19 protein-coding genes and 1 pseudogene are annotated in these 17,420 nt (G+C 72.1%); 6 read left to right on the top strand and 14 right to left on the bottom strand.

Going from position 1 to position 17,420, the window contains the following annotated elements; all coding sequences use genetic code 11:
- Window positions 1-176: 176 nt before the first annotated feature.
- From ACIRQY_RS16715 to ACIRQY_RS16730, 4 genes are all read right to left on the bottom strand, one after another.
- Window positions 177-1,139: an electron transfer flavoprotein subunit alpha/FixB family protein gene (locus ACIRQY_RS16715; RefSeq protein ID WP_351783892.1), complete on the bottom strand. Its 963-nt coding sequence runs from the start codon at window positions 1,137-1,139 to the stop codon at window positions 177-179.
- An 88-nt stretch (window positions 1,140-1,227) separates the two neighbouring features.
- The gene (locus ACIRQY_RS16720) at window positions 1,228-2,013 is read right to left on the bottom strand and encodes an electron transfer flavoprotein subunit beta/FixA family protein (protein ID WP_351783890.1); all 786 of its coding nucleotides are present in this window, start codon (window positions 2,011-2,013) and stop codon (window positions 1,228-1,230) included.
- Window positions 2,014-2,213: 200 nt separating this feature from the next.
- Entirely contained in the window at window positions 2,214-2,738 is a 525-nt protein-coding gene (locus tag ACIRQY_RS16725) for a flavin reductase family protein (protein ID WP_403926105.1), read from the bottom strand.
- Between the two features lie 197 nt (window positions 2,739-2,935).
- On the bottom strand, window positions 2,936-3,247 hold the full coding sequence (locus ACIRQY_RS16730; RefSeq protein ID WP_403926107.1) for a TlpA family protein disulfide reductase: 312 nt from the start codon (window positions 3,245-3,247) through the stop codon (window positions 2,936-2,938).
- Between the two features lie 405 nt (window positions 3,248-3,652).
- On the opposite strand from ACIRQY_RS16730, the gene ACIRQY_RS16735 reads away from it, so the two are divergent.
- Window positions 3,653-4,375 (top strand): lysophospholipid acyltransferase family protein, encoded by a 723-nt coding sequence (locus ACIRQY_RS16735; RefSeq protein ID WP_351783884.1) that lies wholly within the window; start codon window positions 3,653-3,655, stop codon window positions 4,373-4,375.
- 21 nt (window positions 4,376-4,396) lie between these two features.
- Here ACIRQY_RS16735 and ACIRQY_RS16740 read toward each other — a convergent pair whose 3' ends face one another.
- The 9 genes from ACIRQY_RS16740 to ACIRQY_RS16780 form a co-directional block, all read right to left on the bottom strand.
- Window positions 4,397-5,089 (bottom strand): B3/4 domain-containing protein, encoded by a 693-nt coding sequence (locus ACIRQY_RS16740; RefSeq protein WP_403926111.1) that lies wholly within the window; start codon window positions 5,087-5,089, stop codon window positions 4,397-4,399.
- Window positions 5,086-5,226 carry a hypothetical protein gene (locus ACIRQY_RS16745; RefSeq protein WP_403926114.1) on the bottom strand — a complete coding sequence of 47 codons (141 nt, stop codon included), beginning with the start codon at window positions 5,224-5,226 and terminating at the stop codon, window positions 5,086-5,088. The genes ACIRQY_RS16740 and ACIRQY_RS16745 overlap by 4 nt, the downstream gene beginning before the upstream one ends.
- 87 nt (window positions 5,227-5,313) lie before the next feature.
- Window positions 5,314-5,832: an adenylate kinase gene (locus ACIRQY_RS16750; protein WP_403926116.1), complete on the bottom strand. Its 519-nt coding sequence runs from the start codon at window positions 5,830-5,832 to the stop codon at window positions 5,314-5,316.
- A 132-nt stretch (window positions 5,833-5,964) separates the two neighbouring features.
- The gene (locus ACIRQY_RS16755; RefSeq protein WP_403926119.1) at window positions 5,965-6,615 is read right to left on the bottom strand and encodes a restriction endonuclease; all 651 of its coding nucleotides are present in this window, start codon (window positions 6,613-6,615) and stop codon (window positions 5,965-5,967) included.
- Between the two features lie 122 nt (window positions 6,616-6,737).
- Window positions 6,738-6,950 carry a hypothetical protein gene (locus ACIRQY_RS16760; RefSeq protein ID WP_351783876.1) on the bottom strand — a complete coding sequence of 71 codons (213 nt, stop codon included), beginning with the start codon at window positions 6,948-6,950 and terminating at the stop codon, window positions 6,738-6,740.
- Window positions 6,951-7,243: 293 nt separating this feature from the next.
- Window positions 7,244-8,323, bottom strand: a complete 1,080-nt coding sequence (locus tag ACIRQY_RS16765; RefSeq protein WP_403926122.1) for a threonine aldolase family protein — start codon at window positions 8,321-8,323, stop codon at window positions 7,244-7,246.
- The gene (locus ACIRQY_RS16770; protein ID WP_351783872.1) at window positions 8,320-9,081 is read right to left on the bottom strand and encodes an SDR family oxidoreductase; all 762 of its coding nucleotides are present in this window, start codon (window positions 9,079-9,081) and stop codon (window positions 8,320-8,322) included. Before ACIRQY_RS16770 ends, ACIRQY_RS16765 begins: the two co-directional genes overlap by 4 nt.
- A gap of 32 nt (window positions 9,082-9,113) precedes the next feature.
- On the bottom strand, window positions 9,114-10,520 hold the full coding sequence (locus tag ACIRQY_RS16775; RefSeq protein WP_351783870.1) for a DUF6421 family protein: 1,407 nt from the start codon (window positions 10,518-10,520) through the stop codon (window positions 9,114-9,116).
- Between the two features lie 156 nt (window positions 10,521-10,676).
- A complete protein-coding gene (locus ACIRQY_RS16780; protein ID WP_403926127.1) occupies window positions 10,677-11,228 on the bottom strand; it encodes a GNAT family N-acetyltransferase in 552 nt (183 codons plus the stop codon).
- 170 nt (window positions 11,229-11,398) lie between these two features.
- Between ACIRQY_RS16780 and ACIRQY_RS16785 the strand changes: the two genes are divergently transcribed.
- The 4 genes and pseudogenes from ACIRQY_RS16785 to ACIRQY_RS16800 form a co-directional block, all read left to right on the top strand.
- On the top strand, window positions 11,399-12,028 hold the full coding sequence (locus tag ACIRQY_RS16785) for a DUF5134 domain-containing protein (RefSeq protein WP_403926130.1): 630 nt from the start codon (window positions 11,399-11,401) through the stop codon (window positions 12,026-12,028).
- A gap of 234 nt (window positions 12,029-12,262) precedes the next feature.
- On the top strand, window positions 12,263-13,198 hold the full coding sequence (locus ACIRQY_RS16790; protein WP_403926132.1) for a M56 family metallopeptidase: 936 nt from the start codon (window positions 12,263-12,265) through the stop codon (window positions 13,196-13,198).
- Window positions 13,199-13,309: 111 nt separating this feature from the next.
- The gene (locus ACIRQY_RS16795; protein ID WP_351783862.1) at window positions 13,310-13,990 is read left to right on the top strand and encodes a phosphatase PAP2 family protein; all 681 of its coding nucleotides are present in this window, start codon (window positions 13,310-13,312) and stop codon (window positions 13,988-13,990) included.
- A gap of 142 nt (window positions 13,991-14,132) precedes the next feature.
- Window positions 14,133-14,771 (top strand): annotated as a pseudogene (locus ACIRQY_RS16800) (TetR/AcrR family transcriptional regulator); the annotation flags it as partial.
- 256 nt (window positions 14,772-15,027) lie between these two features.
- On the opposite strand, the gene ACIRQY_RS16805 reads toward ACIRQY_RS16800, so the two are convergent.
- Window positions 15,028-16,563 carry a hypothetical protein gene (locus ACIRQY_RS16805; protein ID WP_351783858.1) on the bottom strand — a complete coding sequence of 512 codons (1,536 nt, stop codon included), beginning with the start codon at window positions 16,561-16,563 and terminating at the stop codon, window positions 15,028-15,030.
- Window positions 16,564-16,736: 173 nt separating this feature from the next.
- Between ACIRQY_RS16805 and ACIRQY_RS16810 the strand changes: the two genes are divergently transcribed.
- The gene (locus tag ACIRQY_RS16810) at window positions 16,737-17,387 is read left to right on the top strand and encodes a DUF305 domain-containing protein (RefSeq protein ID WP_403926486.1); all 651 of its coding nucleotides are present in this window, start codon (window positions 16,737-16,739) and stop codon (window positions 17,385-17,387) included.
- Window positions 17,388-17,420: the final 33 nt, after the last annotated feature.

The raw sequence follows: 17,420 nt of genomic DNA on the forward strand, positions 1-17,420 counted from the left end.
CCCCAGCGCCGTGGGCGCCGCCCAAAAAAACACTCTTGTGGGGGGGGGCCGGGGGGGGGGGGCGGGGGGGGGGGGCGGGGGGGGCCCGCCGGGGGGGGGGGGGGGGGGGCCCCCCCCCCCCCCCCCCCCCCCCGGACCGTACGGAACAGCAGGTCGGACCTGCGGAACCGGGAAGATCAGCCCTTGCGGGCCTTGATCTCCTCGGTCAGCTGCGGGACGACGTCGAACAGGTCGCCGACGACGCCGTAGTCGACCAGCTCGAAGATGGGCGCCTCGGCGTCCTTGTTGATCGCGACGATCGTCTTCGAGGTCTGCATGCCCGCGCGGTGCTGGATCGCGCCGGAGATGCCGGAGGCGATGTACAGCTGCGGCGAGACGGACTTGCCGGTCTGGCCGACCTGGCTGGAGTGCGGGTACCAGCCGGCGTCGACGGCGGCGCGGGAGGCGCCGACGGCGGCACCGAGCGAGTCGGCGAGCGCCTCGATGATCCCGAAGTTCTCGGCGCCGTTGACACCGCGGCCGCCGGAGACCACGATCGCGGCCTCGGTCAGCTCCGGGCGGCCGGTGGACTCGCGCGGGGTGCGGGCGGTCACCTTGGTGCCGGTGGCGAGGGCGCCGAAGGAGACCGCGAGGGCCTCGACGGCACCGGCGGCCGGGGCGGCCTCGACGGGGGCCGAGTTCGGCTTGACCGTGATGACCGGAGTGCCCTTGGAGACGCGGGACCTGGTGGTGAAGGAGGCGGCGAACGCGGACTGCGTCGCGACCGGGCCCTCGTCACCGGCCTCCAGGTCGATGGCGTCGGTGATGATGCCGGAGCCGATGCGGACCGCGAGGCGGGCCGCGATCTCCTTGCCCTCGGCGGAGGACGGGACGAGCACGGCGGCCGGGGAGACGGCCTCGTACGCGGCCTGGAGGGCGTCGACCTTCGGGACGACAAGGTAGTCGGTGAACTCGGGCGCGTCGGCGGTCAGGACCTTCACGGCACCGTGCTCGGCGAGGACGGCGGCGGTGTCGGCGGCGCCGTTGCCGAGGGCGACGGCGACCGGCTCGCCGATGCGGCGGGCGAGGGTCAGCAGCTCCAGGGTGGGCTTGCGGACGGCTCCGTCGACGTGGTCGACGTAGACGAGAATCTCAGCCATGGGACTTCAATCTCCTGCGAACGGAAAAGGGGCGGTCTGAAGGGCTCGCACGGGCCGGGAGGGTGCGCCGGGCCCGGCTGACCGAGTCCTAGATGAACTTCTGCTCCGCGAGGAAGCCGGCGAGCTGCTTGCCGCCCTCGCCCTCGTTCTTGACGATCGTTCCGGCGGTGCGCGCCGGACGCTCGGCGGCGGAGTCGACCGCGGTCCAGGAGCCTTCGAGACCCACTTCGTCGGCCTCGATGCCGAGGTCGGACAGGTCCAGGGACTCGACCGGCTTCTTCTTGGCGGCCATGATGCCCTTGAAGGAGGGGTAGCGCGCCTCGCCGGACTGGTCGGTCACGGACACGACCGCCGGGAGGGAGGCCTCCAGCTGCTCGGAGGCGGTGTCGCCGTCACGGCGGCCGGTGACCTTGCCGTCCTCGACCTTCACCTCGGAGAGCAGGGTGACCTGCGGGACGCCCAGGCGCTCGGCGAGGACGGCCGGGAGGATGCCCATGGCGCCGTCGGTGGAGGCCATGCCCGCGATGACCACGTCGTAGCCGGTCTTCTCGATCGCCTTGGCGAGGACCAGCGAGGTGGCCATGACGTCGCTGCCGTGCAGGTCGTCGTCCTCGACGTGGACCGCCTTGTCGGCGCCCATCGAGAGCGCCTTGCGCAGCGCGTCCTTGGCATCCTCGGGGCCGACCGTGAGCACGGTGACCTCGGCGTCGTCGGCCTCTTCGGCGATCTGCAGCGCCTGCTCGACGGCGTACTCGTCGAGCTCCGACAGCAGGCCGTCGACGTCCTCGCGGTCGACGGTCAGGTCATCGGCGAAGTGCCGGTCGCCGGTGGCGTCGGGCACGTACTTCACACAGACAACGATCCTCAAGCTCACGCCGGCTCTCCTACTGCAATCGTCACTAACTCGGCTGCCTTGTTGCTCGCAGCATAGGCGCCCGGAGGGCGGGGTCCCGGTCGGGGCGCCGGACGCCCCGACCGAATATTACTCGCCAGTACACCCAGTTCGTGACCCATGAGCAAGCGCTCAGGGATGTGATCTGCCCGACGCGCGGAGAGCGGCGCGCGCGGGAACTCTCAGTCGCGCAGCGCGTTGAAGCGCCCGTGGTGGTAGAGCAGCGGACGGCCCGCGCCGTCGGGATCGCCCGCGACCGCCTGCGCGATCACGATCCGGTGGTCGCCCGCGGGCACCCGTGCCACGATCCGGCACACCAGCCAGGCGAGCACACCGTCGAGCACGGGCACGCCCTCGGGGCCGACGCTCCAGCGGGTGTCCTCGCCGAAGCGGTCCGCCCCGCTGCGCGCGAAGGTGGCGGCCAGCTCCTGTTGGTGCTCGCCGAGTATGTGCACGCCTATGTGCTCGGCCTCGGCCAGCACGGGCCAGCTGGAGGAGGAGGTGCCCACCCCGAAGGAGATCAGCGGGGGCTCGGCGGCGACGGAGTTGAGCGAGGTCGCGGTGAAACCGACCGGGCGCTCGCCGTGCGCGGTGACGACCGCGACGCCCGCCGCGTGCCTGCGGAAGACGGAGCGGAGCAGATCGGGCGAGGCCGACCGGGGTGCGCCGATCGTGGGAACGGTACGGAGCTCGGGCGAAACCGTCATGGAATTGTCCTTCTGCGGGGGCGGCATGGGAGGTGTCCTGGGGTCGTCAGACACCCGGACAGCGCGCACTCGCGTTGCGGGCCAGGTCCACATGGGTCCGGCCGTAGAGAAGGAGTTCTGGGGGCACCTGGCCAGGGTGACGATCGTTGCCGCGCGCAGTCAAGTGCGTACCGCGATGTGGGAGGAGTGTCACGGCGTCAGAGCGCCCGCCCCAGCGCGGCGATGACGTCCGCCGTGCGCGGCTGTCCGGCGGCGCGCCGGACGACGCGGCCCGTCGCGTCGAGGACGAGGACGGTCGGGGTACGGGTGACACCGAGCGCGCGGACCAGCTCCAGCCGCTCCTCGGCGTCGATCTCCACGTGCCCGACGCCGGGGACCATGGCGGCCACCTCGGCGAGGGTCCCCCGGGTGGCGCGGCACGGCTGGCAGAAGGCCGTGGAGAACTGGACGAGAGTCGCCCGCTCCCCCAAGGGGGCGCCCAGCGCCTCCGGGCCCAGGACCTCGGTCATCCCTCCGCCTTCCCTGTCATGTTTCGCGTTTCGTGTTCTGCGTTTCGTGTTCCGTTCCCCCGCGCGTGCGGCCCGCACGGCGACGGCCGAGGCGCACCGGCTCCTCTTCTCCGTGTCCGCTCCCTCCGCGCGCGTACGGGCGTGTGCGCACGGAAAGGGTCCGAGGCCGGTGCGGGGTGGCCCTCTCGCGCGGGTGCGGACCCGCGCTCTCCGGTGCAGCGTCGCACGGGACCATTCGATTCCCGCCACGACCACCGCGAGTGACGAGAATCTCCCTGTACGAAGCCGCCTGGACTGGTCACGGCGGCCCACATGGGGCACGATCTGCCCAAAGCCGAAAACCTACGGCCGCGTAACTTCGCCGGGAGACCCTCCCCAGGCAGACGAAGAAGAGGTTCCTCTCCGATGGCAGAACTCGTCTATCGACCGGTCGTCGGTGCCGCGCTCACCCTGTTCAAAGCACTCGACCTGAAGATCGACATCCAGGGTTCCGAGCACATCCCGCGGACCGGCGGAGCGGTGCTGGTGAGCAACCACATCAGCTACCTCGACTTCATCTTCACGGGCCTCGCGGCCCTCCCGCAGAAGCGCCTGGTGCGCTTCATGGCGAAGGACTCCGTCTTCCGGCACAAGGTCTCCGGACCGCTGATGCGCGGCATGAAGCACATCCCGGTGGACCGGTCGCAGGGCGAGCACGCCTACCGGCACGCCCTGGAGTCGCTGCGCGCCGGCGAGATCGTCGGCGTCTTCCCGGAGGCGACGATCTCCGAGTCGTTCACCCTCAAGAGCTTCAAGACGGGAGCGGCGCGCCTCGCGCAGGAGGCGGGCGTTCCGCTCGTCCCGATGGCCCTGTGGGGTACCCAGCGCGTCTGGACGAAGGGCCGCCCGAGGAACTTCCGGCGCAGCCACATCCCGGTGACGATCCGGGTCGGCGAGGCGCTGGAGGCGCCCGCCGACCAGTACGCGGGCGCCATCACGCGGCGGCTGCGCGAGCGCGTCCAGGAGCTCCTGGAGGCGGCCCAGCGCGCCTACCCGGTCCGCCCGAAGGACGCGGACGACACCTGGTGGGTGCCCGCGCACCTCGGGGGTACGGCTCCGACGCCCGCGCAGGTCAAGGAAGCGGGCTGAGCCGACCGGAGCGGCCCCCGGTCACTCAGGGTCACCGACGGTGATCCGGGCGCCGGGGCTGAGCTTCTCCAGGGACTCGGCCAGTTCCCTGCCCGCCGCGAGCAGCTCGTCCCGGGTCATGGGGGCGAGCGACTCCAGCAGGAAGAAGGCGTCGGTGGTGTCGTCGTCGATGCGGGTGCGGGGGCCCTGGCGCCAGTTCCAGCGGCGGCAGGTCACGCCTTCCTCGTCGCGCCAGACGACCTCGCCGGGCTCGGGGTGCTCGATCGTCTCCACGCCGCCCGCCATGGTGACGAAGGGCTCGTCGCCGGTGGCCCGCACCAGGCTCATGGCGCCCCGGACACGGCCCAGGTCCTCGCCGCCCACCGGGATCAGATGGGCCACGCTGACCGCGTTGTAGGCGTCGACCAGCCGGTTGATGCGGGGCAGTCCGCCGTCCGCGAGCGCGCGGCGGGCGAGCGCCTCCGCGGAGTTGCGGGTGCGGGAGGGCTTCGTGCCGAACGCGGTGTACGCGGCGCGCCAGGCGGCGACGTGCGGGTCCTGGTCGGGGCTCCGGCCGTCGAGGCGCTCGGCGAGCCGTCGCGCGGCCTCGTCGAGGAGCGCCGAACTGGCCTCGTCGCTGGGCCCGTTGACCAGTCCGCGGGCTTCGACGAGAAGGTGGGTGAAGGTGGGCGCGAGGGTGCGCACCTCGTCGGAGACTGTGAGCGTGAGGGTCATGATCCGCCGTTCGCCGGTGTCCGGGTGCGGGGCTCGGTGGGGAGCCTCCGCCAGAAGGAGGGCCGGTCGGGTGCGGCGCGCAGTACGTCGGGGACGACCGGATGCAGTTCAGTGTAGAGCACTGGATGGTACATCATGATGGACTCACCTCTGACCCGTACGAGCCTCTCCGCCGGGGCACCCGTCTCCGTGACGCGCCGCCCGCCGACGGCCCGTCGCCACGGTCAGAGCGATGCGAGCCAGCTCGCGGTGTCCCCGGGACGGCCGAAGCGGAGGGTGTCGAGGGGCGCGAAGCGGGGATCACGGACGAGGCGCCCGATCTCCCGGTGGCGGGCTCCGTGCTGGGACCAGGACCACCGGGCCGGGTGCTCCCGGCTCAGCCAGTCCTTCCAGGTCTCCCTGTTGCCGCCGAAGAGGACCTCTCGGGTGAGGCTGCGCCGGAGGGACCGGCGCAGCACCCTCGGCATCACGACGCGTCGGGGGTAGTCGAGCCAGACCACGGTGTCGGCCCGTTCCCACAGCGGGTCACGGACCCCGGGGCTTCCGAGGGAGTCGACGATCCAGCGGGGTCCGGCGGCCAGACCCGACACGGCCTCGGCCAGCCGGGGGTTGACGGCCCAGCCGGGGCCGTCGTAGTACAGGGCGTCCATCTCGTGATGGGGCAGGCCCAGACGGGCGCCCAGGGTCCGGGCGAGCGTGGACTTGCCCGCGCCGGTGACGCCCACCACCAGGATCCGTTCCACGGGGTGCACCCTATCCCGGCGGCCCGTACGGACCTCCGCCCGGACCTCGCGGCCGCCCCTCGCCGGATCCCCTCACCACGCCTCCTCAGCACGCCTCCTCACCGGGTTTCCCCACCGGGCCCGTCGCCGGACTCAGGAGCCGGACGAGGGGCGGCGCGGGGGCGGGACCGTGCCCAGCAGTTCCCACAGCGGCGTGGAACCGGCGGCCCACCGGGCGAGGAGGTGACGGTCCACCAGGTGCAGCCGCTGGGAGCGGGCGAACTCGACGGCCCTGCCCGTGAAACGGCCGTTGGTGACCAGGACGACGACATCGCCGTGGTGGACGGGCCGTCCGGTCCCGTTGAGGACGTGCAGATCCGGTGTCCCGACCGCCGCACCGGCCAGTCCCGCCCTGCGGTGCTTGCACTGGATCACCCACAGACGGCCGAACGGGTCGGTCGCCTTCACATCGGCGCCGTTGTCACCGGCCCCACCGACCCGGACCGCCCCGGGACAGCCGTCGCGGCGCATCAGGTCCCGTACGGCCTCCTCGAACTGCTGGTGGTGCAGGGCGTCGATCCGCGGCAGCTCGTAGCGCAGTCCCCGCTCCCGCACCCGGTCCCGGCGGGCCGCCTCGCGGCGTCGGTGCGCCCACGCCCCACCGGCGGCGGCCAGGGCGAGGAGGAGCACTCCCGGCACCCAGGGATGCGCGGCCAGCCATCGCAGCGCTCCGGCGACCAGGCCCCACAGCAGGGCCAGGGCCAGGAGGAACAGTCCGGCGCGTTCCCCGGCGGACGCCCGCACGCGCCGCCGCGGCACCGGACGGCGCCCGGACGCGGGCCGTCGGCGGGCAGGACGGCGGGGACGGTGCGGCGCGGAGCGGTGCCCGGCGGGAGACCTGCGGGGGCCCGGCCGGGCCCGGCCGCTCATGAACCCGCCGCCTGCGAGACGCCGCGGGCCAGCTGGCCCACCCCGTGGAAGACGCCCCGGCCCAGCGGGGTGGGCGCGATCAGGATGCCCAGGACGAGCACGAGGAGCACGGTATTGCGCTCCTCGACCCGGCTCCTGGCCTGTGTCCTGCGGCGCAGCCGCAGCACCACGACGACCGCGAGGAGCACGGCCACGTTGATCGTCATCATGCGAGACCCGCTTCCACTCGCCCCGCCGCTCCGGGGCGGCCCCGGACCAGTGCAGCCGACCGGATCCGCCGGCCGCAGCGGGTCGGCACACGATGGCGCAAATCCCGCCGACACTGTCCGGTTGCCGCCCGGACACCCGTTCCCCCAGGCCAGAGCGGATCCGGGCGGTCAGACGCGGGGCGACGGCGAGGGCGAGGAAGGGGCCGGGGCCGGGTCGCCGGACGACGACGAGGGGCGGACCGCCACTGTGCCGTGGCGGTCCGCCCCTCGTCGTTCTGTCCGCGTGCCCGGGGTCAGCGGGTGATCTCTTCCTTCAGTGCCTGGAGGAAGGCGTCCACGTCGTCCTCCGTGGTGTCGAAGGCGCACATCCAGCGCACGTCGCCGGCGGTCTCGTCCCAGAAGTAGAAGCGGAACCGCTCCTGGAGCCGTCGGCTCACCTCGTGCGGCAGCCGGGCGAAGACCGCGTTGGCCTGCACCGGGTAGAGGATCTCCACCCCCTCGACCTCGCGCACCCCGGCGGCGAGCCGCCGCGCCATCGCGTTGGAGTGACGGGCGTTGCGCAGCCACAGGTCCTTCGCGAGGAGGGCCTCCAGCTGGACGGAGACGAAGCGCATCTTGGACGCGAGCTGCATGGACAGCTTGCGCAGGTGCTTCATGTGGCTGACCGCGTCGGGGTTGAGGACGACGACGGCCTCGCCGAAGAGCATCCCGTTCTTCGTGCCGCCGTACGACAGGACGTCGACGCCCACCGCGTTGGTGAAGGCGCGCATCGGGACGTCGAGGGAGGCGGCGGCGTTGGCTATCCGGGCCCCGTCGAGGTGCACCTTCATGCCCTTGCCGTGGGCGTGCTCGACGATCGCGCGGATCTCGTCCACCGTGTAGACGGTGCCCAGCTCGGTGTTCTGGGTGATCGAGACGACCTGCGGCATCGCCCGGTGCTCGTCGTCCCAGCCCCAGGCCTGCCGGTCGATCAGCTCGGGGGTGAGCTTGCCGTCCGGGGTGGGGACGGTGAGCAGCTTGAGGCCGCCCATCCGCTCCGGCGCGCCGCCCTCGTCCACGTTGATGTGGGCGGACTCGGCGCAGATGACCGCGCCCCAGCGGTCGGTGAGCGCCTGGAGGGCGGTCACGTTGGCCCCGGTGCCGTTGAAGACCGGGAAGGCCTCGGCGGTGGGGCCGAAGTGGCTGTGCATGATCCGCTGGAGGTGCTCGGTGTACTGGTCCTCGCCGTAGGCGACCTGGTGGCCGTCGTTGGCGAGGGCGAGGGCGGCGAGGACCTCGGGGTGGGCGCCGGCATAGTTGTCGCTGGCGAAGCCCCGGACCGACGGGTCATGGCGACGACGTGCGTCGGTCCTGGGGCCGAGGGCCGCGGTCACGGCTTGGGGGTCAACCACAGACGCTGTCCGTTCACTTCCTGGGCGGGCCTGTCCCACAGGCCGACGATCTCGTCGGCGAGGTCACCGACGTCGGTGAAGCCCGCGAACTTCGCGTTGGGGCGTTCGGCGCGCATGGCCTCGTGCACCAATGCCTTGATCACCAGGATCGCAGCCGCCGCCTGCGGGCCGTCGTCGCCCCCGAGCTTGCGGAAGGAGTCGGCCATGGCGAGGGTCCAGGCCTCGGCCGCCGCCTTGCCCGCGTTGTACGCGGCGTTGTTTGCCAGCGGCTTGTGCGCGCCGACCTGGCTGATCAGGGCGTAGCGGCCGCGGCCGCCGCTGCGCAGCAGGCCGTCGTGGAAGGCGAGGGAGGTGTGCTGGACGGTGCGGATGAGGAGCTTCTCCAGGAAGTCCCAGTCGGCGAGGTCCGTCTCGGTGAAGGAGGGGCTGCCGCGCCAGCCGCCGACGAGGTGGACCAGGCCGTCGACGCGGCCGAACTCCTTCTCGGTCTTGGCGGCCCAGTCGCGGGTGGCGGCCAGGTCGAGGAGGTCGACGGTGTCGCCGACGACCTTGGCTCCGCCGTGGGCGTAGCCCGCGGCGTCGACGGCCTCCGCGAGGCGGGCCGGGTCGGCGTCGGACGCGACCACGGTGGCGCCCGCCTCGGCGAGGCGCAGCAGGGTGGCGCGGCCCGCCGGGCCGGCCGCTCCGGCGACCGCGATGACGGCTCCGTCGAGCGGTCCGCCGTTTCCTTCGGTGTTCATGGTCGACGTCTCCTCCGTGTCGGTGCGCGCGCTCACGCGGCGGCCCGCTGGTGCCTCGGGACGTCGGCGGCGGTGATCCCCTTGGTCTCGGCGATCACGCCCTTCAGCTTCTTGGCGAGGGCCTCGAAGAACATGCTGAGCGGAAACTCGTCGGGAAGCACGTCGTCGACGAGCTTGCGCGGCGGGAGGGAGAGGTCCAGGGCGTCGGGGCCCTTGGCCCAGGTGGAGCCCGGGTGCGGGGAGAGGTAGGTGGAGACCAGCTCGTACGCCTTGAACCAGTGGACGAGCTTCGGGCGGTCGATGCCGTCGCGGTAGAGCGTCTCGATCTCGGCGCAGAGGCGGTTGGTGACCTCGGGGGCCCGCTGCCAGTCGATCTTGAGGGTGTTGTCCGTCCAGCGCACCACGTCGTTCTTGTGGAGGTACGCGAAGAGGAGCTGGCCGCCCAGACCGTCGTAGTTGCGGTTGCGGTCGCCGGAGAGCGGGAAGCGGAACATGCGGTCGAAGAGGACGGCGTACTGCACGTCACGGCCGTGCGCGTTGCCCTCGGCCTCCAGCTTCACGGCCTCCTTGAAGGCGGTGAGGTCGCAGCGGAGCTCTTCGAGGCCGTACATCCAGAACGGCTGGCGCTGCTTGATCATGAAGGGGTCGAAGGGCAGGTCGCCGTGGCTGTGGGTGCGGTCGTGGACCATGTCCCAGAGGACGAACGCCTGCTCGCAGCGGGTCTGGTCGTCGATCATCGCGGCGATGTCGGCGGGCAGCTCGATGCCGAGGATGTCGACGGCGGCTTCGGTGACCTTGCGGAAGCGGGCGGCCTCGCGGTCGCAGAAGATGCCGCCCCAGGTGAAGCGCTCGGGGGCCTCGCGGACGGCGATGGTCTCCGGGAAGAGGACGGCCGAGTTGGTGTCGTACCCGGAGGTGAAGTCCTCGAAGGTGATGCCGCAGAAGAGCGGGTTGTCGTAGCGGGTGCGCTCCAGCTCGGAGAGCCACTCGGGCCAGACCATGCGGAGCACGACGGCTTCGAGGTTGCGGTCCGGGTTGCCGTTCTGCGTGTACATCGGGAAGAGCACGAGGTGCTGGAGCCCGTCGGCGCGGTCGGCGGCCGGGTGGAAGGCGAGCAGCGAGTCCAGGAAGTCCGGGACGGCGAAGCCGCTCCCGCTCCATTTACGCAGGTCGGCGACGAGGGCCAGGTGGTAAGCGCCGTCGTGCGGGACGAGCGGGGAGAGCCGCTCGACCGCGGTGGTGACGCGGTCGAGGGTCAGCTCGGCGAGCGCGCGGGCGGGTGCGCCCTCGCGCTCGAAGTCGATGGAGCCGTCCGCGCTCTGCCAGGTGCGGATCTCCTCCACGGCATTCTTGAGCTCGGGCCAGGCGGGGTGGTCGACCACCCTGGCTGCGGTGGCTATCCCTCCACCGGTCACGTCCTGCACAAGAATTTCCGTCATGCCACTTCCTCCACAGGAGAACCTCGCGTTAAGACACCGTAACCATCGACGGTTCTTCACCACAAGGGGGCCAAGAGAAATTATCCTGCGCGACCCCCCTGTCAACAGAAGTTTTTCCTGTCTCGAAGGGTTGAAGCCACCCTTCCGCCGGGTGGATCAGACCAGTGGCTTCACCAGGAGCTCGAACTCCAGATCGTCGCGCTGGGGCACGCCGAAGCGCTCGTCGCCGTACGGGAACGGGGTCATCCGCCCGGTGCGGCGGTAGCCGCGGCGCTCGTACCAGGCGACCAGTTCCTCCCGCACGGAGATCACCGTCATGTGCATCTCCCGTACGTCCCACAGCTCGCGGACCCGGCGCTCGGCCTCCGCGATGATCAGCTTGCCCAGACCCGCGCCCTGCAGTTCCGGGCGGACGGCGAACATGCCGAAGTACGCGGCCTCGCCCCGGTGCTCCAGCTGGCAGCAGGCGACGATCTCACCGTCGCGCTCGACGACCAGGAGCCTGCTGCCGGGCGCGGTGATCACGGCGGCCACCCCCGCCGGGTCGGTGCGCTGCCCCTGGAGGAGGTCCGCCTCCGTGGTCCAGCCGCCCCGGCTGGCGTCGCCCCGGTAGGCCGACTCGACGAGCGGGACGAGGGCGGGGACGTCGTCCACGACCGCCTCCCGGTAGGTGATCGGGCCGGTCTCCTGCGACGTGGCGGTGTCCATGTGTGCGGGGCTCCCCTCGGGCGCTGACGATCGCGGTGCGCGACCGGCCCGAGCCTAACGCGCCCCCTCCTCCCCCCTTCCGTACGCCTGTGCGCGTCCGTGCGCCCGCGTGTGTGCGGACGGCGGCGGGCATCCCTCCGGGGAGCGGACCGAGCCGAGGGGAGGGTCCCGTGCACGGAGCGGCCCTGTCCGGGTGGCTGATGGTCGCGCTGTGCACGGCCACCGGGGTGTACTGCCTGCTGCGGACGCGGGTGTGCGTCGGCGCGGCCCGGCGGGCGGCGGGCGGCGAGGCCGTGATGGGCTTCGGCATGGCCTCCATGGCGCTGCCCGCGGCGGTGCTCACCCCGCCGGAGTGGGGCTGGGCGGTGTACGCGGCGGTGTTCGGCGCGGCGGCCCTGCACGGGCTGTCCGGACTGTTCGGGGGGCGGCACGGCGGCCACCACGCGCACCATCTGGTGGGCTCGCTCGCCATGGTCTACATGGCGCTGGCGATGGCCTCGGCGGGCCCCGGGGCGCACGCGGGGCACCCGGCGGCCACCGCGGGCGGCGTGCCCCTGCTCACCGGCACCCTGCTCCTCTATTACGGGATGTACGTGCTCCACACGGGTACCCGGCTCGTCCCGGTGGCGGCACCGGTCGGCGTCGGCACCGGAGGCGGAGGCGGGTGCGCGGGGGCCGGAACCCTGAACACCGGAGACACCGGAGACACCGGAGGAGGCTGGGTCACCAGGCCGGAGCTGGCGCTGGTGTGCAGGCTCTCGATGGCGCTCGTGACGGTCGCGATGCTGCTGACCCTCTGATCCGGCCGGACCGGCGCGAATCTCTTGAAGTACACCGAAGTACATGAAGCCCACCGAAGCCCACTGAAGCCACCGAAGTCCACTGGTGGCCGACCGGCGGCGGCCGACCGACAGCCCCCAGAGCGCCCCCGAGTGCCCTCCGGCGACGCTCCGACGACAACGAAACCGTGGTGTACGTCACTTGGCGCCCGAGGCCGTACCCCCGACCCGTATCCCGCTCATAGGGTGACGCCCATGTGGGTCTCCCTCGTGCTGTTCCTGCTCGGCCTCCTCACCGCGCTCACCGCCCCCCGGCTCCTCGCGCGGGCCCACTGGGCCGAGCGAGAACCCGTGGTGGCCCTCTGGGTCTGGCAGTGCGTGGTCGCCGCCGTGCTGCTGAGCTTCGCGCTCTCCATGACGTTCAGCGCCTCGGCCACCTGGCAGGCCGTCCGGGGGCAGGTCTTCGCACCCGCCCCGCGCGCGGTGGTCGACGCCTACGAACTCGGCACGACCGGCCCCTGGTCCGCCGTCCTCGCGGTGGCCCTGGCGGCGGGCGGGCTCTGGTCGGGGGCGATGCTCGGCCGCGAGATCGGCCTCGCCCGCGCCCGGCGTCGTCGGCGCCGCTGCGAGCTGCTGGTCCGGGCGCCACTGCTCCCGAGCGAACGGCCCGGGGCCGAGCGGCTCGTCGTCCTGGAGGGCGAGCGGGCCGACGCCTGGTGGCTGCCGGGGACGGCGCCCCGGCTCGTCGTCACCACGGCGGCGCTGCGACGGCTCAAGGGCCGCCAGCTCGACGCCCTCCTGGCCCACGAGCAGGGACACGCGCGGGCCCGGCACGACTGGCTGCTGCACTGTTCGGGGGCGCTGGCCGCCGGGTTCCCCGGCGTCCCCGTCTTCGCCGCCTTCCGCGAGGAGATGCACCGGCTGGTGGAACTCGCCGCCGACGACGTGGCCTCGCGCCGCTTCGGGCGCCTCACGATCGCCCTCGCCCTGGTCGAACTCAACGAGGACCGGGGGGTGTTCGGGCCCGTGCCGTCCTCCGACGCGAGCCTCCCGCGGCGGGTGGACCGACTGCTCACGGCCGCGCCCCGGCTCACCGCGGGACACCGCCTGCGACTGACGGCCGCCGCCGCCCTGGTCCCGGTGGTCCCGGTGCTCGTGGCCTTCGTCCCGGCCCTCCGCACCCTGGGGTAGCGGCCGATGACGGCGCCCGGCCGGGCCGGGACACGCTCCACGGACCGCTCGGCGGCGCGCGGGGACCCCCCGGACGATCAGCCGGAACGGATCGTCGGGCAGGATCGGCCCATGCGTACCTCCGCCGTGGTCTCCGGAGTCCTGGCCGTCCTGCTGCTCGTGCTCGTCGCCGCGGGCTGGTCCCCGTTGCTCTCCTTCGACCGCTCGGTCGCCGACAGCCTCCACCAGCACGCCGTCACCCACCCGGGGTTCACCCATCTCAACCGGATCCTCAGCGACTGGGTGTGGGACACCTGGACGATGCGCGCCCTGGCCGCCGCGACCGCGCTGTTCCTCTGGTGGCGGCGGGAGCGGCGCACGGCCCTGTGGGTGGTGGGCACGAGCCTGCTGGCCATGGGGCTCCAGCAGGCGCTGAAGGCGCTGGTGGGGCGGGAGCGGCCGCAGTGGGTCGACCCGGTGGACTCGGCGCACTTCGCCGCCTTCCCGTCCGGGCACGTCATGACGGCGACGGTGACCTGCGGGCTGCTGCTCTGGGTGCTCGCGCTGTACTGGCGGGACGGGTGGCGCGGCTGGGGCACCGCCGCGGGCGTCGCCGTGGTCTCGGTCCTCGGGGTGGGGTGGACCCGGGTCTACCTGGGTGTGCACTGGCCGACGGACGTGCTGGGCGGCTGGCTGTTCGGCTGGTGCTGTGTGGCCGTGGCGATCCTGGCGTACCGCCGGTTCGAACGGCGCGAAGGACACCCGGGCGCCGAGGGCGGGAGGAGCACCGTGGAAGCGGAAGGGGAGAAGTGAAGGAGAGAAGTGCAGCCGCCTGTTCTGGACGATCCCCCGTGTCGCCCAGAACAGACGGCGGCTCCGGCGGCCTGCCACACGGACATGCCGACGGAATGCGCCGAGTATATTGGCCGACAGCCAGTCAACGCAGGAGTCCAGCATGTCCCCGCGTAGCCCATCGGTCAATGAAGAGCTGCGCCGCAGGTCGCGGGAGCGCATTCTCCAGGCCACGGTGGAGCTGGTGGACGGCCGTGGATACGAGGCCACGACGCTCGGCGACATCGCGGAGCGGGCCGGTATCGCGCGGGGGCTGATCTCGTACTACTTCCCCGGCAAGCGCCAGTTGCTCCAGGCGGCCGTGCACCGGCTGATGCACCTCACGCTGGAGGCGGCGCTGGAGCGCGAGCCGCGCACGGAGGACGGCGAGGAGCGGATGGCCCGCGCGATCGACGCGGTCCTGGGCCTCGCGGCGGAGCGCCCGACGCTGATGCGGACCCATATGGCGGGCATCCTGCAGGCCGAGGGGTTCGTGCGGTGCGAGGAGCAGCAGCGGCTGGCGTTCCTGCTGCGGGACACCGTGACGCGGTACGGCTCGCAGGACGTGGAGACGGACTATCCGATGCTGCGCGCCCTGCTGATGGGCGCGGTGGTGGCGGTACTGCTCCCGGGCGCGGGGATGCCTCTCGCGCGGCTGCGGGCGGAGCTGTTCCACCGTTACGGGCTGGGCTGGGAGACGGGTGTGGCGCCCCGGGGGGGGGGGGCCCCCCGCCCCCCCCCCGGGCGGGGGGCCCCCCCCCCCCCCCCGCCCGCGGCGCCCCCCCCGCCCACCGGGGTGAACGGGGCGGCGGGGGCCGGGGGCGGGGGGGGGGGGGGGGGGGGCCCCCCCGGGGGGGGGGGGGGGGGGGGGGGGGGGGGGGGGGGGGGGGGGCCCCCCCGGCCCCCCCACCCCCGTTCGGTCCGTCAGCCGGCCCTCACGGGCCGGAGCGGCCGTCCCGGCCTACGGGTTGGACGGGGGCTGCGGGTTCGACGGGTTCGACCGGGGAGCCGGGGTCGGCTCAGTCGTCGAAGTCGAAGTAGTCCGGCTGCGTCTGGACGTTGAGCTCGTCCATCCGGATGCGCTTCGCGGGGTCGGTACGGCGGTCGGAGAGCTTCAGCACGTCGAAGCCCTTGGCGATGTCGTTGGAGTAGATGTAGCCGTTGTAGTAGTACGCGGACCACGAGCCGCCCGTCGCCATGGTGGTGGCGGAGACGGGGCCGCGCTCGAAGAAGCCGATCTCCTTCGGCCGGGACGAGTCGGTGAAGTCCCAGACGGAGACGCCGCCCTGGTACCAGGACTGGACCATGAGGTCCTTGCCCTTGACCGGGATCAGGGAGCCGTTGTGGGCGACGCAGTTCTCGGTGTCGGCCTGGTGGCGCGGGATCTTGAAGTAGCTGCGGAAGACGAGCTTGCTCTTCTTGCCCTTGCCGACGATGTCGTAGATGCCGTTGGCGCCCCGGTTCGGTCCGACCTGGGCGTTGCAGGTGGCCGCGCCGCCGCCGCCGAGCTCGTCGGTGAAGACGACCTTGTTCGCCTTCAGGTTGAAGGTGGCGGAGTGCCAGAACGCGAAGTTGACGTTGTCCTGGACCTGGTCGATGACCTTCGGACGTTCGGGGTCCTTGATGTCGAAGAGGATGCCGTCACCCATGCAGGCACCGGCGGCGAGGTCCTCCTCCGGCAGCACGGTGATGTCGTGGCAGCCGGTGGTCTTGGAGACGCCCGGGTTGGTCGGGCCGCCCGGGTTGCCGCCGCCGTCCGGGCCCGTGCCCGGGAAGAGGACGGGGAAGCTGACGATCGCGGCCTTCTGGGGCGCCTTGCGGGGCACCTTGATCACGGAGATGCCGTCGTGCGGGGGCTGGCAGTCCGGGAAGGCGGCGTTGGGCGAGTAGGAGGAGACGTAGACGTAGACGTCCTTCTTCTTCGGCACCAGCGTGTGGGTGTGCGAACCGCACGCCGTCTCGACGGCGGAGACGTACTTCGGGTTGCGGACGTCGCTGATGTCGAAGATCTTCATGCCCTCCCAGGACTCCTTCACCGACGCGGGCTGCGTGGTGCTGGAGCAGGAGTTGTCGCTCCGGGAGGAGTCCGTCGAGAGGAACAGCAGGTTCCCGGAGACGGAGATGTCGTTCTGGGAGCCGGGGCACAGGACCTGGGCGACGGTCTTCGGGGCCTTCGGGTTGCTGATGTCGAAGATCCGGAAGCCGTCGTAGTTGCCCGCGAAGGCGTACTTGCCCTGGAACGCGAGGTCCGTGTTGAGGCTCTGCAGCGCGTCCTTGGGGACGTTCGCGAGGTGCTCGATGTTGGAGCTGTGGACTATCTCGTCCACACCGGGTATCTCACCGCTCTGGATGGCGGCGCGGGCCTCCGCCCTCTGCTGCGAGGAGACCGTTCCCTCGACGAGGGCGTCTCCGGGGTCCGGGATGGCGGCCGCGGGCCCGGCCGTGAGCAGTGTGGCCAGCAGTCCGACCGCGGCGGATGCCACGCCCAGTCGTCTGATCCGTGCACGCGGGTCACGCGTGATGGATGAGGTGCGCGGGGTTCGCAACGAAGTCACTCCGTCCTCCCTGATGCCCGTTCACGGTTGAACGGGTGTTTGACCCCGGCAGTATCTTCCCTACCATGCACATCTCAACAGATGGCAACACAGACGTAATGAAGGTTTTTGATCGGTACTCCCGAGAAAGTGCTAGGAACGGCACTGTCCGGTAAGAAGACCTGGAGGTCGTGTTGTTGATCCGTCGTCAGCGTGCCGTCGTCGCCGTGGCCCTGTCCGCCGTGGCCGTACTCGCCCTGACCGCCTGTGAGTCGGACCCCGGGAAGGGGGCGCCGCAGGCGGCTTCGTCGGACGGGAACACGGTGGTGGCGCCGGGGAAGCCCGGTGAACCGGCCCGGCGGATATCCCCGGAGGAGGCGGCGAGCCTGCTCCCGGACGAGAGCCCCAACAGCGCCGACTTCCGCTACACCCAGATGATGATCGTGCACCACCAGCAGGCCCTGACCATGACCGCGCTGGCCCCGGAACGGGCGGCCTCGATCAAGGTGAAGAAGGTGGCCGAGCGGATCGGGGCGGCGCAGAAGCCGGAGATCGGCGCGATGGAAGCCTGGCTGAAGAACAACGGCGGCCCGCGCGAACAGGCGGGCCACGACCACGGCTCGATGCCGGGGATGGCCACCGAGGCGCAGCTGAAGGAGCTGAAGGACGCCCGGGGCGAGGCCTTCGACGAACTGTTCCTGAAGCTGATGATCACCCACCACGAGGGAGCGGTGACGATGGCGGCCGAGGTGCTGGGCCAGGGCAACAACGTCCTCGTCGAGGAGATGGCCAACGACGTGATCGCCCAGCAGAGTTCGGAGATCAACCGGATGCGGTCGATGTAGCCGGTGCCGTGGCGGCGTCGGCGCCTTGGTGTC

Origin of the sequence: Streptomyces sp. NPDC101490 (assembly GCF_044767145.1) — a bacterium.
In the GTDB taxonomy this organism is placed as follows: domain Bacteria; phylum Actinomycetota; class Actinomycetes; order Streptomycetales; family Streptomycetaceae; genus Streptomyces.